General features: G+C 30.2%; 28 protein-coding genes, 3 tRNA genes and 1 pseudogene. 17 read left to right on the top strand and 15 right to left on the bottom strand.

Translation table 11 applies throughout. The features are described 5' to 3' along the window. Window positions 1–6 precede the first annotated feature (6 nt). The 6 genes from ETU08_RS01365 to mnmA all read left to right on the top strand — a co-directional run bounded on the left by ETU08_RS01365 (window position 7) and on the right by mnmA (window position 4351). Window positions 7–954: a DUF8458 domain-containing protein gene (locus ETU08_RS01365; RefSeq protein WP_146261214.1), complete on the top strand. Its 948-nt coding sequence runs from the start codon at window positions 7–9 to the stop codon at window positions 952–954. Window positions 955–976: 22 nt separating this feature from the next. Beyond that, complete coding sequence (secG, locus tag ETU08_RS01360; protein ID WP_260390898.1) at window positions 977–1318, top strand: preprotein translocase subunit SecG; 342 nt, start codon at window positions 977–979, stop codon at window positions 1316–1318. Between the two features lie 47 nt (window positions 1319–1365). Continuing rightward, on the top strand, window positions 1366–2271 hold the full coding sequence (nusB, locus tag ETU08_RS01355; protein WP_146261212.1) for a transcription antitermination factor NusB: 906 nt from the start codon (window positions 1366–1368) through the stop codon (window positions 2269–2271). 14 nt (window positions 2272–2285) lie between these two features. Beyond that, complete coding sequence (locus ETU08_RS01350) at window positions 2286–2723, top strand: DUF1573 domain-containing protein (protein ID WP_146261211.1); 438 nt, start codon at window positions 2286–2288, stop codon at window positions 2721–2723. A gap of 36 nt (window positions 2724–2759) precedes the next feature. Further along, a complete protein-coding gene (yajC, locus tag ETU08_RS01345) occupies window positions 2760–3086 on the top strand; it encodes a preprotein translocase subunit YajC (protein ID WP_375762804.1) in 327 nt (108 codons plus the stop codon). Between the two features lie 74 nt (window positions 3087–3160). Further along, a complete protein-coding gene (mnmA, locus tag ETU08_RS01340; RefSeq protein WP_146261210.1) occupies window positions 3161–4351 on the top strand; it encodes a tRNA 2-thiouridine(34) synthase MnmA in 1191 nt (396 codons plus the stop codon). Here mnmA and recO read toward each other — a convergent pair. Continuing rightward, window positions 4348–5067 (bottom strand): DNA repair protein RecO, encoded by a 720-nt coding sequence (gene recO, locus ETU08_RS01335; RefSeq protein WP_146261209.1) that lies wholly within the window; start codon window positions 5065–5067, stop codon window positions 4348–4350. The two genes, mnmA and recO, sit on opposite strands and share 4 nt — an antisense overlap. Before the next feature lie 221 nt (window positions 5068–5288). On the opposite strand from recO, the gene rplM reads away from it, so the two are divergent. The 4 genes from rplM to tsf all read left to right on the top strand — a co-directional run bounded on the left by rplM (window position 5289) and on the right by tsf (window position 7954). After that, window positions 5289–5744, top strand: a complete 456-nt coding sequence (rplM, locus tag ETU08_RS01330; protein WP_146261208.1) for a 50S ribosomal protein L13 — start codon at window positions 5289–5291, stop codon at window positions 5742–5744. Between the two features lie 7 nt (window positions 5745–5751). Next, a complete protein-coding gene (gene rpsI, locus ETU08_RS01325) occupies window positions 5752–6138 on the top strand; it encodes a 30S ribosomal protein S9 (protein ID WP_146261207.1) in 387 nt (128 codons plus the stop codon). A 171-nt stretch (window positions 6139–6309) separates the two neighbouring features. Further along, window positions 6310–7107 (top strand): 30S ribosomal protein S2, encoded by a 798-nt coding sequence (rpsB, locus tag ETU08_RS01320; protein WP_146261226.1) that lies wholly within the window; start codon window positions 6310–6312, stop codon window positions 7105–7107. 28 nt (window positions 7108–7135) lie between these two features. Continuing rightward, window positions 7136–7954, top strand: a complete 819-nt coding sequence (tsf, locus tag ETU08_RS01315; RefSeq protein ID WP_146261206.1) for a translation elongation factor Ts — start codon at window positions 7136–7138, stop codon at window positions 7952–7954. A gap of 150 nt (window positions 7955–8104) precedes the next feature. Here the strand turns inward: tsf and pta are convergent, their stop codons facing one another. Both pta and ETU08_RS01305 read right to left on the bottom strand, forming a co-directional pair. Continuing rightward, window positions 8105–10201, bottom strand: coding sequence for a phosphate acetyltransferase (gene pta / locus ETU08_RS01310; protein ID WP_146261205.1), 2097 nt, complete (start codon window positions 10199–10201; stop codon window positions 8105–8107). Between the two features lie 80 nt (window positions 10202–10281). Continuing rightward, complete coding sequence (locus tag ETU08_RS01305; RefSeq protein ID WP_146261204.1) at window positions 10282–11055, bottom strand: MBL fold metallo-hydrolase; 774 nt, start codon at window positions 11053–11055, stop codon at window positions 10282–10284. Between the two features lie 36 nt (window positions 11056–11091). Here ETU08_RS01305 and ETU08_RS01300 point away from each other — a divergent pair, with 36 nt between their 5' ends. From ETU08_RS01300 to ETU08_RS01275, 6 genes are all read left to right on the top strand, one after another. Continuing rightward, entirely contained in the window at window positions 11092–12513 is a 1422-nt protein-coding gene (locus ETU08_RS01300; protein ID WP_146261203.1) for a TonB-dependent receptor, read from the top strand. 12 nt (window positions 12514–12525) lie between these two features. Further along, window positions 12526–12843: a DUF4286 family protein gene (locus ETU08_RS01295; RefSeq protein WP_146261202.1), complete on the top strand. Its 318-nt coding sequence runs from the start codon at window positions 12526–12528 to the stop codon at window positions 12841–12843. A 60-nt stretch (window positions 12844–12903) separates the two neighbouring features. Beyond that, a complete protein-coding gene (locus tag ETU08_RS01290; protein ID WP_146261201.1) occupies window positions 12904–13827 on the top strand; it encodes a 1,4-dihydroxy-2-naphthoate polyprenyltransferase in 924 nt (307 codons plus the stop codon). 10 nt (window positions 13828–13837) lie between these two features. Beyond that, a complete protein-coding gene (locus tag ETU08_RS01285; RefSeq protein ID WP_146261200.1) occupies window positions 13838–14542 on the top strand; it encodes a YjjG family noncanonical pyrimidine nucleotidase in 705 nt (234 codons plus the stop codon). A gap of 7 nt (window positions 14543–14549) precedes the next feature. After that, window positions 14550–15026, top strand: a complete 477-nt coding sequence (gene rnhA, locus ETU08_RS01280) for a ribonuclease HI (protein WP_146261199.1) — start codon at window positions 14550–14552, stop codon at window positions 15024–15026. Window positions 15027–15100: 74 nt separating this feature from the next. Then, the gene (locus ETU08_RS01275; RefSeq protein WP_146261198.1) at window positions 15101–15718 is read left to right on the top strand and encodes a C40 family peptidase; all 618 of its coding nucleotides are present in this window, start codon (window positions 15101–15103) and stop codon (window positions 15716–15718) included. A 31-nt stretch (window positions 15719–15749) separates the two neighbouring features. Here the strand turns inward: ETU08_RS01275 and ETU08_RS01270 are convergent, their stop codons facing one another. From ETU08_RS01270 to ETU08_RS01215, 12 genes and pseudogenes are all read right to left on the bottom strand, one after another. Continuing rightward, complete coding sequence (locus ETU08_RS01270) at window positions 15750–16601, bottom strand: prephenate dehydrogenase (protein ID WP_146261197.1); 852 nt, start codon at window positions 16599–16601, stop codon at window positions 15750–15752. A 68-nt stretch (window positions 16602–16669) separates the two neighbouring features. Then, window positions 16670–17224: a ribosome recycling factor gene (gene frr, locus ETU08_RS01265; RefSeq protein ID WP_146261196.1), complete on the bottom strand. Its 555-nt coding sequence runs from the start codon at window positions 17222–17224 to the stop codon at window positions 16670–16672. 49 nt (window positions 17225–17273) lie between these two features. Beyond that, window positions 17274–17981 carry a UMP kinase gene (gene pyrH, locus ETU08_RS01260; protein WP_146261195.1) on the bottom strand — a complete coding sequence of 236 codons (708 nt, stop codon included), beginning with the start codon at window positions 17979–17981 and terminating at the stop codon, window positions 17274–17276. A gap of 112 nt (window positions 17982–18093) precedes the next feature. Next, window positions 18094–18483, bottom strand: coding sequence for a c-type cytochrome (locus ETU08_RS01255; protein WP_146261194.1), 390 nt, complete (start codon window positions 18481–18483; stop codon window positions 18094–18096). Window positions 18484–18488: 5 nt separating this feature from the next. Then, a complete protein-coding gene (locus ETU08_RS01250; RefSeq protein ID WP_146261193.1) occupies window positions 18489–19058 on the bottom strand; it encodes an SCO family protein in 570 nt (189 codons plus the stop codon). A gap of 12 nt (window positions 19059–19070) precedes the next feature. Further along, the gene (locus ETU08_RS01245; protein ID WP_146261192.1) at window positions 19071–19898 is read right to left on the bottom strand and encodes a formylglycine-generating enzyme family protein; all 828 of its coding nucleotides are present in this window, start codon (window positions 19896–19898) and stop codon (window positions 19071–19073) included. 36 nt (window positions 19899–19934) lie between these two features. Next, a pseudogene (gene nirK, locus ETU08_RS01240) lies at window positions 19935–20927 on the bottom strand (copper-containing nitrite reductase); the annotation flags it as partial. A gap of 471 nt (window positions 20928–21398) precedes the next feature. Further along, window positions 21399–21470, bottom strand: a tRNA-Glu gene (locus ETU08_RS01235). An 18-nt stretch (window positions 21471–21488) separates the two neighbouring features. Then, window positions 21489–21743, bottom strand: coding sequence for a 30S ribosomal protein S20 (rpsT, locus tag ETU08_RS01230; protein ID WP_146261191.1), 255 nt, complete (start codon window positions 21741–21743; stop codon window positions 21489–21491). 93 nt (window positions 21744–21836) lie between these two features. Next, window positions 21837–21907: transfer RNA gene (locus ETU08_RS01225), tRNA-Gln, on the bottom strand. Between the two features lie 44 nt (window positions 21908–21951). Beyond that, window positions 21952–22026, bottom strand: a tRNA-Val gene (locus ETU08_RS01220). Between the two features lie 101 nt (window positions 22027–22127). Beyond that, window positions 22128–23351: a bifunctional folylpolyglutamate synthase/dihydrofolate synthase gene (locus ETU08_RS01215; protein ID WP_146261190.1), complete on the bottom strand. Its 1224-nt coding sequence runs from the start codon at window positions 23349–23351 to the stop codon at window positions 22128–22130. Window positions 23352–23707: 356 nt separating this feature from the next. On the opposite strand from ETU08_RS01215, the gene trpB reads away from it, so the two are divergent. Continuing rightward, the gene (gene trpB / locus ETU08_RS01210) at window positions 23708–24895 is read left to right on the top strand and encodes a tryptophan synthase subunit beta (protein ID WP_146261189.1); all 1188 of its coding nucleotides are present in this window, start codon (window positions 23708–23710) and stop codon (window positions 24893–24895) included. The last annotated feature ends 33 nt before the right edge of the window (window positions 24896–24928 follow it).

Raw genomic sequence — 24928 nt, 5'->3', positions numbered from 1 at the left:
ATTGATATGAACAATAGAATTATACAATTATTAGAAGATAGTTCAAAAATTAAATTTTCAGATAAAATAATTATTGAACAAGAATATGAAAAACATCCATCTGTTGCTTCATTTAAAATGCTTTATTTAAAATGGAAGCTTTTATATCATCGAGAAAATTTAGACCAAAGCATACAAGAAGCAGCAATATATATTTCTAATAGAGAGCTAATCAAACAAATGGTTGATGAAACGAAGTTTCAAAATGAAGATAATATTCACATAGAACCATCTAAGGAGCTGGAAGAAAACATAGTAGATACAATGACTAATCAAGATAAGGATATAAGTCTAGAGCATGAAGAAGCCACTCATGCACATCAACAATCGAGAGATGAGCAACAAAATCATTTAACTATTAATGATAAAGTAAATGAAAATATTGAAATAGGACAATCTGATATATCTAACTATTCATATATTAAACAATTAGGTCTTTCGCATTTATTTGATACTACTGATAAAGAAGAAATCAGTAGTAAAACACAACCAACAAAAAATGATGAAGTTGTAGAAAATGAAAATAAAGTATTTGTAGATAAAGATCAAAAAGAGCCAATCAAAGAAATTAAACAAGAAAAATTGACCTTTAACCAATGGTTGTCACTTTCACAGAAAGGAACAAAAAAAACTGAAAAGCAAGAAGAAATTATTCATAAATTTATTGAAAATAATCCCAAAATAACACCCCCTAAAAAGGCAGATAAAAACATAAAATCCTTTGAATTTAAAAATGAAGAAATTAAGGATATTGCAAATTTGATGACAATTACCTTGGCTCAATTGTATGTAGAGCAAGGAAAGTACGATACAGCAATTACAGCCTTTAAAATTTTAAGTTTGAAATATCCAGAAAAAAGTAGTTATTTTGTATCAGAAATAAAAAAAATTAAAAAATTAAAAAACATAAAATAGTATGGTTATCTTCAGCATTATAATGATCTTTATAATTATTGCATGTGTATTAATGGTTTGTGTAGTATTATTGCAGAACCCTAAGGGTGGAGGTCTAAGCTCAACTTTTGGTGGAGGAGGAACACAAATGTTTGGAGTTCAAAAAACCAACGATTTTATGGAGAAGGCAACTTGGACGTTAGCTTCTGTTATTGTTATTTTAACAATATTGGCATCCGTTTTAATTGCAAAACCAAAAGTTTATCCAACACCTTCAAATAGTAATCTTCCAGTAGAAGAGAAAGCAATTCAGCAAGAACCCATAAATGCTTCTTCTGAAACTTCATCACAAACACCAGCAACCAATTCTGCACCTGCCAAGTAGATATAATCCCGAACAATCACTAAATAAACGTTAATAAATTAAAATTTGTGTTAGGAAGAAGACAGTTAAGAGAAAAAATACTACAAGCACTTTATGCCTATAACATAGGAGGGAACGATTTAAGTTTTGTAGAACAAAAAATGTTTCAGGCCATTGATGAAATTTACCATTTATATATTTATGAGTTAAATTTACTATTAGCCGTTCGAGATTATGCGCAAGAAGTGATTGAAAAAAAAAGAAATAAACGCTTTGCAACGGAAGAAGAAAAAAATCCTAACCTCAAATTTGTAAATAATAAAATTTTTCAAATAATTGAAAATTGTAAGGCAAGAAAAGAATTATCGGATAAACATTCAGAACTTTTATGGTATTTAGATACTAACTATCCTGCAATGATTTTTAAAAAATTTCAAAATTCTACGGCTTATCTAGATTATATGAAAGATGAAACCTTGGATTTTGAAAAAGATAAAAAAATAATTTTAAAATTATTTTTTAATTTCATTGCTGACAATCCAACCCTTTATGAATGGTTTGAAGAGATTAAGTTATTTTGGGCAGATGATATTCATGTTGCAAATAACATGACATTGAAAACTCTAAAATCATTAGAGGAAAATAAACCGCTAAATAATTTAATACAGGTTTTAAAGCCAGACGACAGCATACCTTTTGCAAAAAACTTATTAAGAACAACAATTTCTTACTACCCAGAATGCATGAATTTGATTAAAGAAAGATCCAACAATTGGGAATTAGATAGGATAGCTGAAATTGATAAGATAATATTATCCATGGGATTTACTGAGTTAAATCATTCGCATCAAATCCCTGCAAAAGTGGTTATAAATGAATGTATAGAATTAGCAAAAGTATATTCAAGTAATAAAAGCAATATATTTATTAATGGGATTTTAGATAAGTATGCAAGAGATATTAATAAAGTTTAATTAAATTTGAAATAATGAAAAAAATAATACTATATAGTACTATAATTTCTTTATCTTTTATAAATTGTTCAAAAAAAGATACAGAAAATAGCAGTGATAAAAATTTGAATGCTATAGATCAACATCAAAATCCTGTGGTAGATACTTCCGAGACTGAAATAAAATTCGAGGAAGAAATGTATGATTTTAAAGATATAAAAAAAGGCGAGAATGCCACTCATATTTTTTCTTTTACAAATGTAGGTAGTAAGCCATTAATTATTACAGAAGTAAAACCTGCATGTGGCTGTACAACTCCAGAGTATACGAATACTCCTGTTGCACCGGGACAAAAAGGCTCAATTACAGTAACTTTTAATTCAAGTAATTTTGAAGGTCCAGTGAAAAAAAATGTAATTGTTTCAGGGAATTTTGAAAAAAAGGATCTACAATTCCAGGCCAATGTTAAATAAAAAGATAAATATATATACACTAAGCAAATGAATAATATGTTAACGATAATTTTAGATTCGAAGGGAGGTTTAATGGAACAAATAGGAGGATTTGCTCCAATAGTACTTCTGTTTATAGTTTTTTATTTTTTCTTCATTAGACCTCAAACCAAAAGGCAAAAACAAGAAAAAACTTTTCAACAAGAAATAGGAAAAGGAACAAGAGTGGTTACTACTTCTGGTATACACGGAAGAATTTTAGAAGTAACAGATGATGGTGTAGTAATTGAAACCATGGCTGGGAAAATTAAATTTGAAAAATCAGCTATATCCAGAGAGTTAACTATGGCGAGATATCCAGAAAATGCTCCTGAAAAAAAATAATAGAATAGAAAAATTAACCCATAAAAAAGCATATTCTATTCTTTAGAATATGCTTTTTTTATTTTATTAACAGTATGAAAGTAGTAGTTGGACTCTCCGGAGGAGTAGATTCAAGTGTAGCGGCTTATTTACTCAAACAACAAGGGCATGAAGTTATTGGGCTTTTTATGAGGAATTGGAATGATGCAGAATATACATTAGAAGATGAATGTCCTTGGATTGAAGATAGCAATGATGCGTTATTGGTTTCTCAAAAATTAGATATTCCCTATCAAGTCATTGACTTATCTGCTATATATAAAGAAAAAATCGTTGACTATATGTTCTACGAGTATGAAAATGGTAGAACGCCAAATCCAGATGTTTTATGCAATAGAGAAATTAAGTTTGATATTTTTTTAAAAGCAGCTTTATCCTTAGGTGCAGATAAAGTGGCTACCGGGCATTATGCAAGAATAGATTCTTTTCAAAAAGGTAAGGAAACAATTTATAGACTTTTAGAAGGAAAAGATAAAAATAAAGATCAATCTTATTTTTTATGTCAATTAAATCAGTATCAACTTTCCAAATCTTTGTTACCTCTTGGAGGTTTAACAAAGCCAGAAGTTAGAGAAATAGCTAGAAGTCTAAAATTAATTACTGCAGAAAAAAAAGATTCTCAAGGCTTGTGTTTCATTGGAAAAGTAAGTTTGCCAGACTTTTTACAACAACAATTAAAACCCCAAAAAGGAAAAATTATTGAAATATCTTCTGAATTTAAAGGTTTTAAAAAATTAAAAAATTCAATCCCTTTTAATTCAAAAAAAGAAGAATTAATACATCTGTCAAAGTCAATTACCTATAATGAACAAGACGGAAAAATAATAGGAGAACACAATGGAGCGCACTTTTATACCATTGGTCAAAGAAAAGGATTGGGAATAGGAGGACATGTTGAACCGTGTTTTGTTATAGATACAAATGTACGTAATAATATAATTTTCGTAGGTGAGGGAAAGAATCATCCCGGCTTATTTAAAAGAGCTTTATTTATTAAAGAAAATGAATCACACTGGGTAAGAGAAGATTTAAAATTAAAAATAGGAGATTCTTTAGAAGCTCAAGTAAGGATAAGATATAGACAAGCTTTACAAATGGCGAAAATATATCAATACGAAGAAGGAATATTTATAGAATTTAATCAAGCACAATCAGCAATAAGTAGAGGGCAATTTGCGGCATGGTACATCAATGATGAATTGGTAGGTAGCGGTGTTATTTCTTAGTTAAAAATTTCTTTTAAAATTTCTAAGGAAATTGGCTTTTTAAAATTGTCAATATGAAATTCATAGTAGGAAATAATTTCTTCAATCATCATTTTCCTTTGTGAAGAATTAAAACAATTAATTTCATTATTAAAATCGTAGGTTAACAATTGATTCCAAAGATTGCCATTTTCAGATTTGGATAAATTATGGCTTTTTAAAGAAAAAATTCCCTCTCTTAAATTAAAATAAGGGAAGTTAGAATTAACCGCGAGTGGAGTAATTCCTAAATATTTAGTTAATTCAAGTAAAAAGTAAAGATGAAAATCAGCAAAGCTTGCTTTTCTATTATCTAGTTCAATTAATTTATTTTTTAAAAAAAAATACAAACTCAAATTATAGGCATCTTCATTCTTTAAAACTTGATTTAAAATTTCACCTATAAATGTAATCATGGATGATTTAACAACATTGGTATGTAAACTTTGAAAAACATATCCCTGATGCATGTCTTTAATAAGTTCTAAAGTAGAAGAATTATTGTTAAGTTTTTTATAAAAACTTATTTCAACTTCATTTAACAAGAAAACTTTATTGTTTTTTTTCTTACCCTTAGAAAAAGCTCCTTTTAAAATAAACGTTTTAAAACCAAACGAATCAGTAAAACATTTAATAATTAAAGAATTATCACTATACTTAAGATGAGATAAAATTAAAGCTTTAGTGCTTTCGATCATAAAAATAAATTTAGGTAAAAGTATTTATAAATTCATATATTTAAAACCAGAAATTATAAACACTAAATAAATCATTTTCAAATTGATTTAAATGTGAACATAGATAGAAAATAAAATTAATAAATCTAAAAAAGCATAATATTTTTGTTATATAAAAAAAATATTATAAATTTGCAACCCTATTTAGGACATATTTTTTTAAACAAGGTAAAACAATTAAGGTGAATACACTAAGTTACAAAACCATATCAGCAAATAAAGAAACTTCAAACAAGGAGTGGTTGCTCGTAGATGCAGAAGGACAAAAATTAGGAAGATTAGCTTCTAAGTTAGCTAAAATATTACGTGGTAAGCATAAAACAAATTTTACTCCACATGCAGATTGTGGTGATAATGTTATTGTTGTAAATGCAGAAAAGGTTATTTTATCTGGAGCTAAAGCAGAGCAGAAAGAATATGTGAGACATACCGGCTACCCTGGAGGTCAGAAATTTTCATCTGTTGATGATGTAAAAGAAAAAGATCCTAAAAGAATATTGGAATATGCAGTTAAAGGGATGTTGCCTAAAAATAAATTAGGAAGAGCAGTTCTTAAAAACTTGTATCTTTATGAAGGAGTAGAACATAAACAAGAAGCTCAAAAACCTAAAACACTAGATATAAACGCTTTCATATAAAATTATAATGGCAGTTACACACAAAATAGGAAGAAGAAAAACATCTGTTGCAAGAATTTATCTTACTGAAGGTAATGGAGAAATTCTTATAAATGGAAAAGATTATAAAACATACTTCCCAACGGAAGTTTTACAATATAAAGTTTTACAGCCTTTTCAATTAACAGAAACTTTAAATCAATACAATGTTAAAGTCAACGTTTATGGAGGAGGAGTTACAGGTCAAGTAGAAGCTGTAAGATTGGCTATTTCAAGAGCGTTAGTTTCCATTGATGCTGAGAATAGAGCTCATTTAAAACCAGAAGGATTACTAACTAGAGATCCAAGAATGGTTGAAAGAAAGAAATTTGGACAGAAAAAAGCACGTAAAAGATTTCAATTCTCTAAACGTTAATCTTTATTCTGAAAAAAAACTTAACCACTATTTATGTAGTGGTTATTTTTATATACTTAAAATAATCAATAACTTAATAATAACAAACTTGCCGATTAGTTTAGCATCTAAACCTATTAATTATTGAATGGGTTGTTTGCACAAACTGCGGAACGTAAACTAAAAGAAAACATGGCAAAAGTAGACGTAAAACAACTATTAGACGCAGGTGTTCACTTCGGACACTTAACAAGAAAATGGAATCCACAGATGGCTCCCTACATTTTTATGGAAAAAAATGGGATCCATATAATAGATCTTCATAAGACATCTGTAAAATTAGACGAAGCATCAAGAGCATTAGAAAAAATTGCAACTTCTGGTAGAAAAATCTTGTTTGTTGCAACTAAAAAGCAAGCTAAGGATATAGTGGCTAAACATGCAGAAGCAGTTAATATGCCATATATTACTGAAAGATGGCCAGGAGGAATGCTAACCAACTTTGTTACTATAAGAAAAGCGGTTAAAAAAATGAATTCCATTGACCGTATGAAAAAAGATGGTACTTTTGAAACCCTATCTAAAAAAGAAAAGTTACAAATAGATCGTTTAAGAGCTAAATTAGAAAAAAACCTTGGATCTATAGCTGATATGACACGCTTACCTTCTGCATTATTTGTAGTTGATATTTTAAGAGAACATATTGCAGTTACAGAAGCAAAAAAATTAGGAATTCCAGTTTTTGCTATCGTAGATACAAATTCAAATCCACAATTGGTTGATTTTCCAATTCCAGGAAATGACGATGCTTCTAAATCAGTAGATTTAATCTTAGAAACTGTAACAAATTCTATTAAAGATGGTTTAAGTGTAAGAAAAGCTGAGAAAGTAAAAGCAAAAGAAGAAAATTCTGAGGATTCTGATGATGATTTTATAGTTGAGGAGGAAGTGGTTTTAGAAAACACTGAAGAAAATACTAAAGAAGACTAATTAAGTATAATTTAAAAAAATTTAAATAATGTCATATTCACCAAAAGCTGCAGATGTTGCCAAATTAAGAAATGCCACTGGGGCAGGAATGATGGATTCAAAAAAAGCTTTAGTTGAGGCTGAAGGAGATTTTGATAAAGCGGTAGAATTACTTAGAAAAAAAGGTCAAAAAGTTGCAGCCAATAGAGCAGATAGAGAAAATCTTGAAGGTGCAGCCATTGCCGCTGTAAATTCTGATAATACAAAAGCAGCGATTATAAAATTAAGTTGTGAAACAGATTTTGTAGCTAAAAATGAAGACTTTGTTAAATTGGCTACTGAATTCGCAAACTTAGCATTAAACTTTTCAAACAAAGAAGATTTATTGGCTTCTGATTTCCACGGGATTCCAGTTAGCGAAAAGTTAATTGAGCAAACAGGAGTTATTGGAGAAAAAATTGAAATCTCAGAATTTAAAATAATAGAAGCCCCATTTGTTGGAGCTTATATACATGCAGGTAATAAAATAGCTGCAGCTGTTGGACTTTCAAAAGTTATAGATAATGCAGCTGAAGTAGCTAAAAATGTATCCATGCAGGTAGCTGCTATGAATCCAATTGCATTGGACGAATCAAAAGTAGATTCTTCTGTGATTGAAAAGGAACTTGAAATAGCTAAAGACCAACTAAGACAAGAAGGTAAACCTGAAAATATGCTTGAAAATATAGCTAAAGGTAAACTAAACAAGTTCTTTAAAGACAATACCTTGGTTAAGCAAGATTATATAATGGGTGAAAAAATTTCAGTTGAAGACTATGTTAAGTCTATAGATCCTGAAGTTAAAATCACAGAATTTATTAGAATCTAGTTTTCTAATAATTATTTCATTACAATAAAAAGAAAAAGCATTCATTTATGAATGCTTTTCTTTTTTATAATTAGTGTTTGAAATATAATAACATAAATAGAAAAGGGTTGTTATTTTATACAACCCTTTTTATATTTTAATACTATTCAGTTAAAAATTATTTGCAGCCTGTATAGCAGTAATAACTACGGTATTGTAAATATCTTCAATTTTTGCACCTCTACTCAAATCATTAATCGGTTTCTTTAGCCCTTGCAATACAGGACCTAAAGCAAGTCCACCAGATTCTCTCTGAACTGCTTTGTAAGTATTATTTCCAGTATTTAAATCAGGGAAAATTAATACATTGGCTTGTCCTGCAACTAAAGATCCAGGCATTTTACTGTTTCCAACACTAGGGACAACAGCAGCGTCGTACTGTATTGGACCTTCAATTAATAAGTTTGGCTCTGCTTTTTTTACAAGTTCTGTAGCTAGACGAACCTTGTCTACTTCTTCACCGGAACCAGAATTACCAGAAGAATAAGATAGCATGGCTACTTTGGGTTCAATGCCAAATGCTTTAGCGGTTTGGGCTGAGGAAATGGCTATATCTGCAAGTTGTTCAGAAGTAGGACTAGGGACTACCGCGCAATCCCCATAGACCAATACATGATCCTTAAGGAGCATAAAAAAAACAGAAGAGACTGTCTTAATTCCAGGTTTCGTTTTAACAAATTGTAATGCTGGACGAATGGTATGAGCTGTTGTATTCTGAGCTCCAGAAACCATTCCATCAGCATCGCCTTTATAAACCATCATCGTTCCAAAATAAGAAGGATCCAGAATCAAATCTTTAGCCTGAGCAAACTCCATTCCTTTACTTTTCCTCAATTCAAAAAGAGTTTGTGCGTAATCTTCTATTTTATCTGAAACAGTATTGTCTAAAACTGAAATATAATTATCGTTCCAGGAAAGTCCTAGTTGATTAGCTCTTTGTTTAATATCCTCATTTTTCCCTAGTATAGTTACTTTAACAATTTCATCCTCCGCTAACATTGAGGCGGCTTGTAAAATTCGGTCGTCCCCACCCTCAGGTAACACAATATGCTTTTGTGCTTGTTTCGCAGATTTAAATAGGTTGTATAGAAACATCCTTGGTGTGATACCTTCAATTTTGAATGAAGAAATTTGCTTATCTAACTCAGAAATATTTACATATTCTTCAAATAAATCTAAATTTCTTTTAATTTTTGCAGTGGCTTCAGGATATATTCGGGAGCGAATATTTGCAGTTGCAGATGCTGTTTCAAAAGTTCCAGCTTCAACTACCATTGTTGGTATATTTAAATTAGAATTGCCGATTAACTTCTCAATCATAGGATCTAAAGAAATACCAGCCGTTAAAATAAGTCCCGATACTCTTTTAAAATTAGAAAGATTAGAAAGCAAAACCCCAGCAACTAAATCTGCTCTATCTCCTGGAATTACAGCCACACAATCTTCTTCAACATGATTCATGAAGTTGGAAAGTAGCATACCACCAACAATAAATTTTTTAATAGGTCTATCCAAATTTTCATTCCCATATAAAACTTTAGCTCTTAAGGAATCTGCTACTTCTTTTAAAGTAGGAAAACCTAAGTACTGATCTTTAGGGATTGCAGAAAATACAATAGAGTTATTATTGAGAACTGTTTTCTTATATTCAGAAGTAATATCTTCTATAGATTTAGAAGTCTTATTTACTATTACAGAAATAATTTTATTGTCTTTGCTTAAAAGATTATTTACTTCTAAACGTATGTTTTTACAAAGATCGTGAGTACTTTTAAAAGAATCTTTAATTACGAGTACAACAGGGATATTAAGAGATTTTGCAATTACAACGTTTAAATCATAATCAAGGCTATTACTTTCAGACGATAGATCAGTACCATCAATTAGTACAAAATCAAATTTACTTTCTAAATTCTTATATTTTTGAATGATTAAATCGTAAGCATCGTCCAATTTACAGTTATTTTGATAATCAATGATTTCATTTTTGGTAAAAGCATAAGCTTCATCATAATTTTGATCTAAATTAAAATATGAAATCATTGTAGCTATATGGTTGTCCTTAGCACCTTCATCTAAATTATCAATAATAGGACGGAAATAAGCAACATTAGGCGTTCTTCTTATCACCATTTGCATAATTCCTAAACTAACTAAAGACTTACCACTATTAGTGCTTGTAGTAGTTACATAAACTGATCGGTTCATTTAATTTGATTAAGTTTTTTCAAATTTACGAATTGAAAATTATAACGAGCTTCTTAAGAAATTAAATTCTTTAAAATAAATTAAAAATTTAATTCTAAACCATCATAGGCAAGAAATACATTGGAAGGTAGATTTTTTTCAATTTCTTCATGAAAACCTAATTGATAGCTAATATGAGTTAAATATGATTTTTTAGGTTTTACTTTATCAATTACTTGTAAAGCTTGGTCTAAATTAAAATGAGAATGATGTTCCTCAAGCCTTAAAGAATTTAAAACTAAAATTTCAGAATTAAAAATTTTATCCATCTCCTTTTCATCTATAAAAGAAGCATCAGTAATGTATGAAAGATTTCCGATTTTATATCCAAGTATGGGGAGTTTCCCATGTAAAACATGTATAGGGGTTATCTTTATATTTTTAATATTAAATACATCTTTAACAGGAAAGAGTTGGAATCCAGGAGCGCCAGGATATTTATTCTTAGAAAAAGCATAAGAATAACGTATTTTAATATCATCAAGAGTTCTATTTAATCCATAAATAGGAATATCTTGTTTTTTAATAAAATTAATAGGTCTTAAATCATCCAAACCACCCACATGATCCGTATGCTCATGAGTTAATAGTACAGCGTCTACATTCGCTTTATTTTCCCTTAGCATTTGTGTTCTAAAATCGGTACCACAATCCAATAATATATCTAAGCCATTATAATTGATTAGTGCAGAACAACGTAATCTCTTGTCTTTAGGATTATTAGATAAGCATACAGGATCTGTGCAGCCAATAATTGGAATTCCTTGAGATGTGCCCGTGCCTAAGAAGGTAATACTGTTATAATTTGGCTTCATAATTTTTGTAAATTTACAAACTAAAGTTTAAAATAAATGTTTAATACAAGACCCGTGTTAGCCCCTAAGCAAAAGGCTCTTCAAATCAATTTAGATAAAGATATTTATGGAACCTTTTCAGAAATAGGCGCAGGGCAAGAAACGGTGCGATATTTTTTTAGGGTAGGAGCAGCCTCTAATACCATAGCTAAGGCTATATCCGCCTATGATAAAGATTTTAGTGATGCTTTGTATGGAAAAGAACCCAATAATAGATATGTTTCACAGTCAAGATTACTAAAAATTCTAGATTATGAAATTAAGGTTATCGAGGATAGAATTAGTCGAGAAAGTTGCCCGGGAAGAAAATTTTTTTCCTATGCAAATACAGTTACAACTATAAACTTTGATAAAACATCTAAAGGTCATGGTTGGGTAGGTATAAGATTTCAATTAAATGAATTAGAACCTTACAATGAAATTATCTTACATGTTCGGTTTCATGAGAATGATGCTAAATTGCAACAAGAAACTTTAGGCATATTAGGAGTAAATTTAATTTACGGAGCCTTTTATTATGCAGAAAATCCAAAAGTCATTATTGAGTCATTATACGATGAGCTAAACACAGACCAGATAGAAATTGACATGATCAATTTTAGTGGACCCCGTTATGCGTATTTAGATAATCGATTAATGAGTCTACAATTGGTGAAAAATGGAATGACTGATGCGGTAGTTTTTGAGCCCAATGGCAAAAATGTATTAGCAGCAGACGAGTTATATAAAAAAAATATTTTAGCACTTAGAGGTAGTTTTAGACCCGTAACCAATGTAAACATAGATATTTATAAAAGAGGTTTAAAAATGTTTATGGAAGAAGATCAAGTTACTGAACAAAATACTAAAATATTATTTGAAATCACACTTTCTAATCTAAGAGCAAAAGGAGAAATTAATGAAAGGGATTTTTTAGATAGGGCTGATATACTTGGGAAATTAGGACATACGGTATTAATTTCTAACTTTTCGGAATACTATCGTTTGGTTGATTACTTTAGTAGATTTACTTCAGAAAAGATAAGGATTTCTATGGGAGTAAATAATTTATTGGATGTTTTTCAAGAAGAATATTATACTAATTTAAGCGGAGGTATAATGGAAGCTTTTGGTAAATTATTTAAAAAACAACTAAAAATCTATTTATATCCATATATAGATCAGGAAACCAATAAGATTTTAACCTCAGATACATTAAGAGTAAGTGAAGAACTTAAAGATTTATACAAATATTTTAAGAAGAATAATTGGATTGTAGATATGTTAGAATACGATGAATCCTATTTAAAAATATACGGAAAACAGATATTAGCACAAATTATAATGGGAGAACCAGATTGGGAAAACCAAGTACCAAAAGAAGTAGCTGAAATGATTAAAGAAAGGGGGATGTTTGGTTTTTCAAGAAGATTAAAATAATATTTAAAGATAATGTATATTTACGCAGAGAGTTTTCATGTTGAATTCTCAATTGAAAATGATTGGATCCATTGGGTTAAAGAAAATTTTATTGCAGAACTGCATCAAACTAATTTATTCACCAAAGCAATTTTTTGTAAAGTTCTATCTCACCAAGATGAGTCTGGAAATACCTATTCCATACAATGTTTTACGAATGAAAAAGAAAATTTAAGTTTATTTCAAACCCAATATTCAGATAGAATACATCAATTAATTTTTAAAAAATTTGGAGCTAAAGTTCTATTTTTTACGTCAGAGATAGAACTTTTAGAAACCTTCGAATTTTAATATAAACTATTATGAAGGAATAATTTATATAAACTTCATATTACTAAAATAAATAAATACATGAAAGCATGGATTGAAGCAGCTAGACCAAGAACCTTACCACTTTCTTTAAGTGGAATTATTTTGGGAGGATTATTAGCAAAATGGAAAGGAGATTTTAATGGAATAATCTTTATCTTATCTTGCTCAACAACAATTTTATTTCAAGTTCTTTCTAACTTTGCCAATGATTATGGAGATGGGGTAAAAGGAACGGATAACGAGCATAGAATAGGCCCGCAACGAGCCATACAAAGTGGAGCAATTTCCCGTAAAACGATGTTTAGAGGAATTATAATAACTACAATTCTTTCCCTAATTTCAGCAATTGCTTTATTATGGTATGCTTTTATACCTGGAGATTGGAAAGACTTTTTTATATTTATTGGTTTAGGAATAGCTTGTATATTGGCAGCTATTTTTTATACCATGGGTAAAAAACCTTACGGTTATATGGGCTTAGGGGACTTGTTCGTATTTATATTCTTTGGTTGGGTTGCTGTTTTGGGAAGTGAATATCTTTATACACACACCTTGAATTGGAGCATTTTATTACCCGCATCCGCCGTTGGATTATTTAGTGTAGCGGTTTTAAATCTTAATAATATGAGGGATATTGAATCCGACCGAATGAGTGGAAAGAATACATTTGCTTTAAGAATAGGATTTCAAAATGCCAAATATTATCAATTACTTTTAATGAATTTACCTTTTATTCTTTGTTTAGTATTCTTATTAATAAACAAGGAAACAATTTCTATTCAATTAGAAAATTTAGAATCATTAAAACCCTTTATATTTTTTCTTTTATTTATACCAACCACTATAATTAGAAGAAAAATATTATACACTAAAGAACCCCAAAAATTGGATTTATATATGAAACCGGTGGCATTTATAGCACTTCTATTTTCAGTTTTATTTGGGATGGGTTTAAGCCTTTAAAAGTAAAAAAATGTTAAAAGAAATTAAACATCTTTTTTTTGATTTAGACAATACATTATGGGATACAGATAGAAATTCTAAGTTAACCCTTCAGAAAATGTATCATGAAAAAAATATTGAAGAAAAGTATTCATTAAATTTTTCAGATTTTTACCGTAATTATTACCATAGAAATGAAAATCTTTGGGCATTATATAGAGAAAATAAGATAACAAAACAAAATATTTTAGATAGAAGATTTACGCTAACTTTTAAAGAGTATGGAATTGAAGATAGAGACATCCAAGATTATTTTAATGAGAATTTTTTAAAAAAAATGACCGAAAATAATTATTTGATTGATGGTGCTGAAGAAACGCTTAAATACTTAAAAGAAAAAAATTATTCTTTGCATATAGTATCCAACGGTTTTAAGGAACAAACCTATAGAAAAGTTAATGATACAGCAATAAAAAACTTTGTAAGTACAATCACTAGTGGGGAAGAAATAAATAAAAGAAAGCCAGCCCCCGAAGTATTTCATTTAGGATTATCCAAAGCCAATGCAAAAGCGGAAGAATCCGTTTTTATTGGAGATGATTGGGAGTCTGATATTATTGGAAGTTCCAAGATTGGAATGCAAGCAATCTACTTTGATTATAATCATAAAAATGAAAACCTAAATAAGGGTTTCCAAGTAATTCAAAAATTAAACGAATTAATAAGTATTCTTTAATAAAACAATGATTGAAGTTTTTACAGATGGGGCTTCCTCCGGAAATCCAGGAAAAGGAGGATATGGAATTCTAATGCGTTTAAAGGGTACTTCATATGAAAAAACATTTTCAGAAGGATTTCGTCTCACTACTAACAATCGCATGGAATTATTAGCTGTAATTGTAGCTTTAGAAAATATTACTAAGCCCAATCAACAAGTAATAATTTATTCAGACTCAAAGTATGTGGTAGATGCAATCAACTTGAAATGGATTTTTGGATGGGAAAAAAAGAGTTTTTCAAAAGTTAAAAATTCAGATTTATGGCTTAGATTTTTAAAAGTTTATAGGAAGCACAAAGTAAATTTTATTTGGGTTAAAGGGCATAATGGGCATCCAGAAAATGAAAGAGTAGATTTTTTAGCAACATCGGCAATAAAAAAAGATCATTTAAAGATAGATTCAGAATACGAAAGAACTACTCACTCAGAGGGTTTATTATAAAATGTAAACTAGTGCAAAGGAGTTATTATCAAAATATTTTTAAATTAGCCTAACATTCAAGAACAACTGATCCAATGAGATATACTTCATTTTTTAATATATTAACAATTATTTTTGGTTTAACATTTATAACTTCTTGTGTTTCCTACGAAACAACAAGATCCACCAAGAATAGAAAACCAAGTTCTAGCCATATATATACTTCAAATCAGAGCAATAAGAATAGTTCAGCTTTACCCAAAGTAGTAAATAATAAAAAGAAAGAAACAAAAGGATCAATTTTAAGCTCTAAAAACTCATCAGCATCTAATAAAGAGGTTAAAACTGTAATTAAAGAAGCAGAGAAGTATAAAGGAACTCCTTATAAATTTGGTGGGAATACTTCTAGCGGTATTGATTGTTCGGGGTTGGTATGTAATGCTTACCAAAAAATAGATGTTAAGTTACCCAGAAGGTCTATTGATATGTCTAAGGAGGGTAAAGAGATAAGAATATCTAATGTTAAAGAAGGAGATCTTATATTCTTTGCTACAGGAGGAGGAGCAATAAATCATGTAGGAATAGTGCAAAACGTTTCCAAATCAGGAGAAATATTTTTCATTCATGCCTCTACCTCCAAGGGAGTGATGATAAGTTCTTTAGAAGAAAAATATTGGAAAGGGAAAGTTAAAAAAATCAGACGTATTATTTAAAAATAAAAAAGTAGAAACCATTTCTACTTTTTTATTTTTGAAGTTTATCTTTAATTGCATTAGCAGTTTTAATAAAATCAAATAATTTTTGAGAGTCTTTATTCTCTAAGTATGATTTAAACTTATTCAAATTCTCTAAATATAAATCGAGAATTGGAAGTACATATTTAGAATTTTCCTCAAAAATAGGCAACCACATATCTACAGAACTTTTTGCAAGACGTGCAGTAGAGCTAAATCCTCCGGCTGCTAAATTAAATATAGCAGCATCGTTTTGTTCTTTTTCTAAAACTGTAACGGCAAGAGCATAAGAAATTGCATGAGAAAGATGAGAAACGTATCCTACATGCTCATCGTGAGATTCTGCATTCATCAATATCAACCGAGATCCCAAATGAAAATATAGCTCTGAAATTAATTGAACAGCAGTAGGAGAAGATTCTTCAGAGTTGCATATAATCCCAACGCGATCTTTAAATAAGCCATGAAAAGCGGCTGAAGGCCCACTGTATTCAGTACCAGCCATAGGGTGGGTAGGAACAAAAGATTTTCTTTTAGGATGATCTTTAATAGCTTCAATGATAGAAGTCTTTGTAGAACCTACATCCATAACTACTGTATTAGGATTTATTAAGTCTAAAATTTTAGGTAGTAAGGCAATGCTTACATTTACGGGAGTCGCTAAAATAACAATATCAGCAAACATTACAGCATTTTCAAGTGATTCAATTTTATCTGTGATCCCTAGCTCTAGAGCTTCATTTTCATGTTCTTTTGATTGATCAACTCCTGTAATTTGTTTGGCAAAACCAACTTTTTTTAAATCGAGAGCAATTGATCCCCCAATTAAACCTAATCCTATAATAGTAATATTTTTTGACATAAATTTTGATTAATAAAAAAAGGTCGGTTTACTTGAAAGAAACCGACCTCTAATCCTTTTAAATTATTTTAAACAGTCATAATTTCTTTCTCTTTTTGACTTAGATAGTCCTCCGCTATTTTAATATAATTATCAGTTAAAGTTTGTATTTGGTCTTCACCATCCTTTTTTAGATCTTCAGATAAATTTTCTATCTTTTTTATATCCGCATTCGCTTCTTGACGAGCTTTTCTAATTCCAATTTTTGAATTTTCAGTTTCTGCTTTTGCTTGCTTAACCAAATCTCTTCTTCTCTCTTCTGTTAATGGAGGAATATTTATGATAATCGTTTCTCCATTGTTATTAGGTGTAAAGCCTAAATTAGATTGAAAAATTGCTTTTTCTATAGCTCCTAAAACAGATTTCTCCCAGGGTTGTATACTTAAGGTCATACCGTCAGGTACTGAAATATTGGCGACTTGAGATAGAGGAGTTGGGGCTCCATAGTATTCCACCATAATAGATTGTAACATGGCAGGATTCGCTCTACCCGCTCTAATTTTATTGAAAGAAATTTGCAAATGATTTATTGCAGATTCCATACTTTCTTTAGTCGTATCAACGATTAATGATAGTTCTTCCATAATTTTCAAGATACACTTAATGTGATTGCAAAGATAAAATATTAAATGATTATATGGTTACTAGCGTACCAACATCTTCTCCTTCAATAATTTTTTTTAAGTTGCCTTTTTTGTTCATATCAAAAACAATAATAGGAAGTTTATTTTCTTGGCTTAAAGTAAAGGCAGTCATATCCATAATTTTAAGTCCTTTTTTGTAAACTTCTTCAAAGGAAATACTATTAAACTTAACAGCATTTTTATCTTTTTCAGGATCTGAATTATAAATACCATCTACACGAGTACCCTTTAATATAACTTCAGCATTAATTTCAATAGCTTTTAGTGTTGCTGCTGTATCTGTTGTAAAATAAGGATTTCCAGTGCCTGCACCAAAAATAACAACTCTACCTTTTTCAAGATGTCTATCTGCCTTTCTTTTAATAAAAGGTTCTGCTACCTGTTCCATTCGAATAGCCGTTTGCAACCTAGTTTTGACACCAGCGGATTCTAAAGCACTTTGTAAAGCCATGCCATTAATCACAGTTGCTAGCATTCCCATATAGTCACCTTGTACACGGTCTATTCCAGTGGCGGCCCCAGAAACTCCTCTAAAAATATTTCCTCCTCCAATAACAATGGCAACTTCAACTCTCATATCCACCAATTCTTTGATTTGTTGTGAATAATTTTGAAGAATACTGGGATCAATTCCATATTGTTGATCTCCCATTAAAGCTTCTCCACTTAATTTTAGAAGGATTCTTTTATATTTCATATTAAAGTTATTAATTGATTCTCTATTACGGAGAATAATAGATTAATACAAATATAGAAAGATTTGTAAATGTATGGTATGTGATTATTTAATAATTCTTACAAGGTTTATCTTATATCTTTTTTAAAGATAAAATATATTCAATCATAATTTTTGCTTCTTCTTTGCTTAAATTAGGATGTTCTTGCATAGGTATATCTCCCCAATTTCCTTTACCACCATTGATAATTCTGTCTGAAAGAACATCTATATCTTTATTGGAATATCTATCTGCAATTTCTTTAAATGATGGCCCTATAAGTTTTGCATTTTCTTTATGGCAGGATAAACAATCAGAATTTTCAATGGCTAATTTACCTTTATGCTCTGGGGGAGTATTTTCTACAGCTTTTACTTCATGGTTTACCTGTGAAGAGGAAGAGGTTAGGATTTTAGATTCTTCATCATTAGAACAACTAACCATAAGGAGTACATTAAAAATAACTATTAACACTTTTTTCATAATCTCTATTTTTTTAATTCATTTTTTATTTTCATAACAATTGGATCGATATCTGTATTCAATCCATTTTTTTGATGGACTAATTCACCTTGTTTTGATAAAACACTGATTATATTTGAATGTGAGAATTCAACCGGGTCTATTTGCTTGTATTTAACGGAAAGAGTGTTCGCCAATTCTTTGGTGCTCTCTTCGTCACTACGTAGAAATAACCATTCAATATCGTTGAATTTGTTGTTTGATAAATATTCCATCATGATTTGAGGGTTGTCATTTTCTGGGTCTATGGAGACAAGGACATACCGTATATCTTGAGAGTTTTTAATATTTACATTTTTGTATATTTCCCTCATCTCAGCAGTTAATCTAGGGCAAGCTGTTTTACATGAAGTATAAATCATTGTTAATACAACTACTTTACCCTTTAAATCCGAAAGAGCAATAGTATCTCCGTTTTGATTTTCCCATTTAGAAGTTAAATTATAAATGGAGTTGGGAAGAATCGCTAGATTATTTTCTTTTGTACAAGAAAAAAAAGTTAAAAGGGACAGAATTACATATATAATTTTTTTCATTAGTAAAATGTTTTAAAGATTTTTTGCACATCTAAAGCCCATGTTCTGAATACAATAATTTGCTTTTGTTCCCCCTCTCATTGCATACCTGATAAATGCTGCATAATTTTTAAGATCAGAAGTGGTCAATGCAGCCCCTGCGCAAAATAAATTCTCATTATTAATTGTATTATCGTTTCTTGATTCTCCGGAAATCATTACAGAGTTAAAATCTTCCGTCCATTCCCAGACAACACCATATAGATCATAAATTCCATAAAAGTTTGGATGGTTTTGCTTTACAGGAAGTTTATTTCTAAACTTTTTTTGGTAGGAAGCTAATATGTAGTTGGTGAATTCTTCTTTATCAGTTGCATTAGCTGTATACTCATCGGCAGAAGAAACATACTCCCACTCATCGGTAGTAGGCAATCTTTGATCTAAACTTTTAGCATAAGCTTTAGCAGCAAACCAAGAAACATAGGTGACTGGAGCTTCAGGGCTGATATGTTCAGGAAGTTCAAAATCAGATTTCCAGTTTTTTAAATAATCCTTATCTGCATATAGTTCTATAACTCGGCTTCTAGCCCAAGCAGGATTTTCTTTAACAAACCTTAAATATTCTTTTAAAGTTACAGGGGCCTCATCTAGAAGAAAGCTTTGGATATATATTTTATTCGTAGAATCTTTGCTAAAAAATGAATGTAAATATCCTTCTTCAATTATTTTCATTTTTTTAGAAGAAAAAGTTTTATTAGGTACTAATTGTTTATTTTCCTTTAAACTTTCATGATTGGAATTTGGAAAGCACGAAATAATTATAAAAAAAACGATTAAAATACTTGAACCTTGAATATTCATGAGCTAAAATTTTTAGAGATATAATTCTCAATTAGCAGAAAATACTTTAGGATTTTCTTTTCCAGATACTTTAATTTTTCCTAAGGCACCTTTATTAAAAGCTCTAAAAATTGCATGATCTACAATTACATATTCTCCAGGAACGGTAGCTTTAAATTCTACAATTGCAGAACCACCCGGAGGGATAAGAGTGGTTTGAACATTTTCATTAATTTGATTACCACCTTCCATATATACTTTGTCGAAAATTTCTCCAATAATATGAAAAGACGAAGTTAAATTTGGACCACCATTACCGACAAAAATTCGTACAGTTTCTCCGACATTTACTTTTAATTCATTTTCACCAATCAATGAATTGGTATGCCCGTTAAAAACAACATAATCTGGATGTTCAGCAATGGCTTTGTTAATGTCAAATTTTTGAAAACCTTTTTCTCCAAAGCTACCGCTAGTATAAAAATCTCCCTGCATGATATAGAATTCTTTATCTACCTTAGGTAAACCCTCTTCGGGTTCTATAAGTATTAATCCATACATTCCATTGGCGATATGCATACCCACGGGCGCGGTTGCACAATGATAAACATATAAACCTGGGTTCAATGCTTTAAAAGTAAAGGTAGCTTCCTTGCCGGGGGGTACCAAAGTAGCAGCAGCCCCTCCTCCGGGACCATTGACAGCATGTAAATCAATGTTGTGAGGGAAGGTGCTATTTTCATTATTTTTTAAATGAAGTTCTATTTCGTCGCCAACCTTTGCTCTTACAAATGAACCTGGCACTGTACCATCAAAAGTCCAAAAATCATAGGTTACTCCATGGGCAAGTTCCTTTACAGTTTCAATAGTTTCCAGTCTGACAATTATTTTTTTTGCAGCTCTATTCCCGGTAGGCTTAGGGACATTTGGAGGAGAAGTAATTTCAGCTTCTTCTACGCTTCCTTGGGTTTCTATTTCTTCGGATTTTAAGGTATTGGATAATGAAGAACCTGGATTGTTTTTATGACATAAGATACAATTTGTAATCATAAATAATCCAATAAAGCAGCGGTATATTTTTTTTAACATAATAAAAGTTTTATTTTTTATATTTAGTATTATAAATATGATTATAGGATATAAAAATATTTATTTTATTAAAAATAAAAACTAATAATTATCATAAATGCGCTATTAATATAAAATCTAAATAAGAATATATATAATAGTATATTTTAATTAAATTTAAATTATGTTTTGGATTAAACTAAATTTTGAGTAAATAAGTAATATTTAGTAGAAATATAAAAGTGAAATTATTGATTTGGATATCTAGACTTTAAAATCACTGAAATTATTTTTTTAATTAATCTCAACCCATATTTATTTAGCAAAAAATTATATAAAAATTTGATTTTCAAATATTAATGTAAATGTTGTATAGAAAAGTTAAATGGTTAAGATTGTGATAGAATTAGAATATAAAAAACCACTAATTAAATTATAATTAGTGGTTTAAAGTAGCCCGTAGGGGAGTCGAACCCCTCTTGCCAGAATGAAAATCTGAAGTCCTAACCGATAGACGAACGGGCCATAATCTTATATAGATGCTTACGCTAAAGTGTTTACAAACTTATTTAATTTAGATTTTAAGTTAGAAGCCTTATTCTTATGAATAATATTTCTTTTTGCTAACTTGTCTATTTTAGAAAAAACAGTAGGTAACTTTTCTGAAGCAACAGATTTCTCAGTCTCAGCTCTCAATTCTTTAATAGCTGTTCTTGCAGACTTATGGTAATATCTATTACGCAATCTTTTTACCTGAGCTTGTCTTACTCTTTTTAATGCTGACTTATGATTTGCCATTTTTTAAAATCTTTCTATTCATTTTTGTTTACCGCGAGCAAATGTAAAACATTTAAACTTAACAGGCAAACGTTTTTTATAACTTAACGTTTGTAGACCTACAGGGATTCGAACCCCGACAAACGGTACCAAAAACCGGTGTGCTACCGTTACACCATAGGTCTTCACCAATAAAAAAACCTCTACTAAAAAGAAAAGGCTTTTATTGTGGGCGATGCAGGGTTCGAACCTGCGACCCCCTGCTTGTAAGGCAGGTGCTCTGAACCAGCTGAGCTAATCGCCCATTTCAAAACAATTATATTTAAGAACTTTTGTTTTTAATTTATTTTGTTTCGTAATTGGATTGCAAATATACGCCTATTTTTTAGACTTGCAAATATTTTTTTAAATAATTTCAGAAATAATAAAATTACTACCACCAATAAATATTAAATCATTTTCATTAGCAATTGATTTAGAGTAATTTAATCCATCATGTGCAGAACTTAAAATTTTATACTTAGAGAAAAATTTTTTGATTTTTTCTTCATATTCATTGGGTGGAAGACCTCGAGCAATGGAAGGTTTTACAAAATAATAATTTGCATTTTCAGGCAATAATGGGAATACTTTATCTAAATTTTTACCTTTAACAAATCCTAGAACCATATGGAGTTCATTAAAACTCATTTTGGAGAGTTGATCAGTAACTTTTTTAAAACCGTCTTCATTATGGGCTGTATCGCAAATAATTAATGGATTTTTTTCTTGTAAAATATCCCATCGTCCACGCAGATGCATATTTTTTTTCACACTAAGGAATCCATTTTTTATATGTTCCTCCTTAATAGAGCAACCTTGCTCATTTAAAAAATGAATAATACCTAAAACCGTTCTCTTGTTTTGGCTTTGATAAATTCCCGTAATGTCAGAAATATATTCTTTATTTATAGAAGTTGCGTCTATATAAGGGGCATTTCTTTCCTTACAGATGTCAATAAGATAATTTTTTATATTTTCCTTTTCCTCTCCAATGACAACAGGGATTTTAGTTTTAATTATTCCAGCTTTTTCCCAAGCAATTTTTTCAAGAGTGTCACCCAAAAGTTCTGTATGATCTAAAGAAATACTAGTGATAGCACAAACTTGGGGGCTAATTATATTGGTGGAATCCAGTCGACCTCCTAAACCAACTTCAATAACTGCAATATCTACCTTTTTTTTAGTAAAATAATCAAAAGCCATAGCAGTAGTCAATTCAAAGAATGAAGGATTGAAGTCTTTAGTAAAATACGTTCTAATATTTGTAAGGAAATTGAAAACATAATCATTTTCACATTCTTCTCCATTTACTCTAATTCTTTCAGTAAAATTTTTTAAATGAGGGGAAGTAAATAAACCAACCGAATATCCAGCCTCTTTTAAAATGGAAGCGACCATGTTAGAAGTGCTGCCCTTACCATTTGTCCCAGCAATATGGATGGTTTTAATTTTTTTATGTGGATTATCTAAAATTTCACATAATTTTAAAATATTATCAAATCCAGGTTTATAAGCAGACTGGCCGACATTTTGAAAGTTAGAAACTTGTGAATATAACCATTCTAAAATTTCATCATAGGTTTGCATAATTGCAAGGTATTAATCGGTTAAAAATACAAATTTTTAAATATAGGAAGAGCCAATTATATTTAAAAATTTTTTTACTTATTAGTTAGGTAAATAATTAAATAGTGTAAGTTTAATTTCCTGTTAAAAAGAGAAAAACAGAATTTAAAATTTTTCTAAGTAAATGTTATTGAGATTAAAAAAAAAATAATAATTTTGTTATCATTAAGATTTAAAAGTGAAAACTATATTAAACATATCATGGTGGTGGTGCTTTCAATTTCAAAAATTGTGAGTGAATCTTGCTATGTTGATAATTATAAATAACAGAAGCCTATCGTACTCACGATAGGCTTTTTTGTATAAAAAATAAATGAATGCAAAAGTATAACGTAGATCAAAAAGGTTTTTATGGGGAATTTGGAGGAGCCTATATTCCTGAAATTTTATATGATAATGTAGAGGAACTTAAAAAAAATTATTTACAATTTTTAGAAAGCCCAGATTTTAAAAAAGAATATTATGATTTGTTAAAAGATTATGTAGGTCGTCCTTCTCCCTTGTATTTAGCAAAGCGTTTATCCAAAAAGTATGGTTGCAAAATATATTTAAAAAGGGAAGATTTAAACCACACCGGCGCGCATAAGATTAATAATACCATTGGGCAGATTTTGTTGGCAAAAAAAATGGGTAAAACTCGAATTATAGCCGAAACCGGAGCAGGGCAACACGGGGTGGCTACAGCTACGGTATGTGCATTAATGAATATGGAATGTATCGTATACATGGGGGCTACTGACGTTGAAAGACAAAGATTAAACGTTGAAAAAATGCATATGTTAGGAGCAACAGTAGTTCCGGTTGAAAGTGGAAACAAAACGTTGAAAGATGCTACCAATGAAGCGATTAGAGATTGGTGTTCAAACCCTTCCAATACCTATTATATTATAGGTTCCACCGTAGGTCCGCATCCATATCCTGATATGGTAGCAAGATTACAGTCAGTAATTAGTGAAGAAATAAAAAAACAATTATTAGAAAAAGAAGGAAGAGAAGCACCAGATTATTTAATAGCTTGTATTGGAGGAGGGAGTAATGCCGCTGGAACTATCTATCATTATTTAGATGATGAGAAAGTTAACATTATTTTAGCAGAAGCCGCTGGAAAAGGAGTGAATTCAGGAGAATCTGCAGCAACCATACATTTAGGTAAGCTAGGGATTGTACACGGCAGTAAAACCCTTTTGATGCAAACCGATGATGGTCAGATTCAAGAACCATATTCCATATCTGCGGGTTTGGATTATCCAGGCATAGGTCCTATGCATGCGCATTTAGCGACCGTAGGGAGATCGGAAGTATTAGCGGTTACGGATGAAGAAGCAATGAAAGCTGCCTTTGAACTCACTCGTATGGAAGGAATTATTCCCGCTATAGAATCAGCCCATGCCTTAGGAGTTTTAGAACAAAAAAAATTCAAACCTGAGGATATTGTTGTATTGTGTTTATCTGGTAGAGGAGATAAAGATATGGAAACCTATGTAAGTTATAGAGAAAAGAATTAGAAAAAGATCTTATTCTCAAATAAAAAATATTAG

The organism is Apibacter muscae (genome assembly GCF_007845635.1).
In the GTDB taxonomy this organism is placed as follows: Bacteria; Bacteroidota; Bacteroidia; order Flavobacteriales; family Weeksellaceae; genus Apibacter; species Apibacter muscae.
This window is presented reverse-complemented; position numbering and strand designations above follow the sequence as displayed.

What these genes read in the sequence shown, in the direction of transcription:
- ETU08_RS01365 (WP_146261214.1), top strand. Translation starts at nt 7, where the DNA reads ATGAACAATAGAATTATACAATTATTAGAAGATAGTTCAAAAATTAAA.
- secG (WP_260390898.1), top strand. Translation starts at nt 977, where the DNA reads ATGATCTTTATAATTATTGCATGTGTATTAATGGTTTGTGTAGTATTA.
- ETU08_RS01350 (WP_146261211.1), top strand. Translation starts at nt 2,286, where the DNA reads ATGAAAAAAATAATACTATATAGTACTATAATTTCTTTATCTTTTATA.
- yajC (WP_375762804.1), top strand. Translation starts at nt 2,760, where the DNA reads ATGTTAACGATAATTTTAGATTCGAAGGGAGGTTTAATGGAACAAATA.
- mnmA (WP_146261210.1), top strand. Translation starts at nt 3,161, where the DNA reads ATGAAAGTAGTAGTTGGACTCTCCGGAGGAGTAGATTCAAGTGTAGCG.
- recO (WP_146261209.1), bottom strand. Translation starts at nt 5,067, where the DNA reads ATGATCGAAAGCACTAAAGCTTTAATTTTATCTCATCTTAAGTATAGT.
- rpsI (WP_146261207.1), top strand. Translation starts at nt 5,752, where the DNA reads ATGGCAGTTACACACAAAATAGGAAGAAGAAAAACATCTGTTGCAAGA.
- rpsB (WP_146261226.1), top strand. Translation starts at nt 6,310, where the DNA reads ATGGCAAAAGTAGACGTAAAACAACTATTAGACGCAGGTGTTCACTTC.
- tsf (WP_146261206.1), top strand. Translation starts at nt 7,136, where the DNA reads ATGTCATATTCACCAAAAGCTGCAGATGTTGCCAAATTAAGAAATGCC.
- pta (WP_146261205.1), bottom strand. Translation starts at nt 10,201, where the DNA reads ATGAACCGATCAGTTTATGTAACTACTACAAGCACTAATAGTGGTAAG.
- ETU08_RS01305 (WP_146261204.1), bottom strand. Translation starts at nt 11,055, where the DNA reads ATGAAGCCAAATTATAACAGTATTACCTTCTTAGGCACGGGCACATCT.
- ETU08_RS01300 (WP_146261203.1), top strand. Translation starts at nt 11,092, where the DNA reads ATGTTTAATACAAGACCCGTGTTAGCCCCTAAGCAAAAGGCTCTTCAA.
- ETU08_RS01295 (WP_146261202.1), top strand. Translation starts at nt 12,526, where the DNA reads ATGTATATTTACGCAGAGAGTTTTCATGTTGAATTCTCAATTGAAAAT.
- ETU08_RS01290 (WP_146261201.1), top strand. Translation starts at nt 12,904, where the DNA reads ATGAAAGCATGGATTGAAGCAGCTAGACCAAGAACCTTACCACTTTCT.
- ETU08_RS01285 (WP_146261200.1), top strand. Translation starts at nt 13,838, where the DNA reads ATGTTAAAAGAAATTAAACATCTTTTTTTTGATTTAGACAATACATTA.
- rnhA (WP_146261199.1), top strand. Translation starts at nt 14,550, where the DNA reads ATGATTGAAGTTTTTACAGATGGGGCTTCCTCCGGAAATCCAGGAAAA.
- ETU08_RS01275 (WP_146261198.1), top strand. Translation starts at nt 15,101, where the DNA reads ATGAGATATACTTCATTTTTTAATATATTAACAATTATTTTTGGTTTA.
- ETU08_RS01270 (WP_146261197.1), bottom strand. Translation starts at nt 16,601, where the DNA reads ATGTCAAAAAATATTACTATTATAGGATTAGGTTTAATTGGGGGATCA.
- frr (WP_146261196.1), bottom strand. Translation starts at nt 17,224, where the DNA reads ATGGAAGAACTATCATTAATCGTTGATACGACTAAAGAAAGTATGGAA.
- pyrH (WP_146261195.1), bottom strand. Translation starts at nt 17,981, where the DNA reads ATGAAATATAAAAGAATCCTTCTAAAATTAAGTGGAGAAGCTTTAATG.
- ETU08_RS01255 (WP_146261194.1), bottom strand. Translation starts at nt 18,483, where the DNA reads ATGAAAAAAGTGTTAATAGTTATTTTTAATGTACTCCTTATGGTTAGT.
- ETU08_RS01250 (WP_146261193.1), bottom strand. Translation starts at nt 19,058, where the DNA reads ATGAAAAAAATTATATATGTAATTCTGTCCCTTTTAACTTTTTTTTCT.
- ETU08_RS01245 (WP_146261192.1), bottom strand. Translation starts at nt 19,898, where the DNA reads ATGAATATTCAAGGTTCAAGTATTTTAATCGTTTTTTTTATAATTATT.
- rpsT (WP_146261191.1), bottom strand. Translation starts at nt 21,743, where the DNA reads ATGGCAAATCATAAGTCAGCATTAAAAAGAGTAAGACAAGCTCAGGTA.
- ETU08_RS01215 (WP_146261190.1), bottom strand. Translation starts at nt 23,351, where the DNA reads ATGCAAACCTATGATGAAATTTTAGAATGGTTATATTCACAAGTTTCT.
- trpB (WP_146261189.1), top strand. Translation starts at nt 23,708, where the DNA reads ATGCAAAAGTATAACGTAGATCAAAAAGGTTTTTATGGGGAATTTGGA.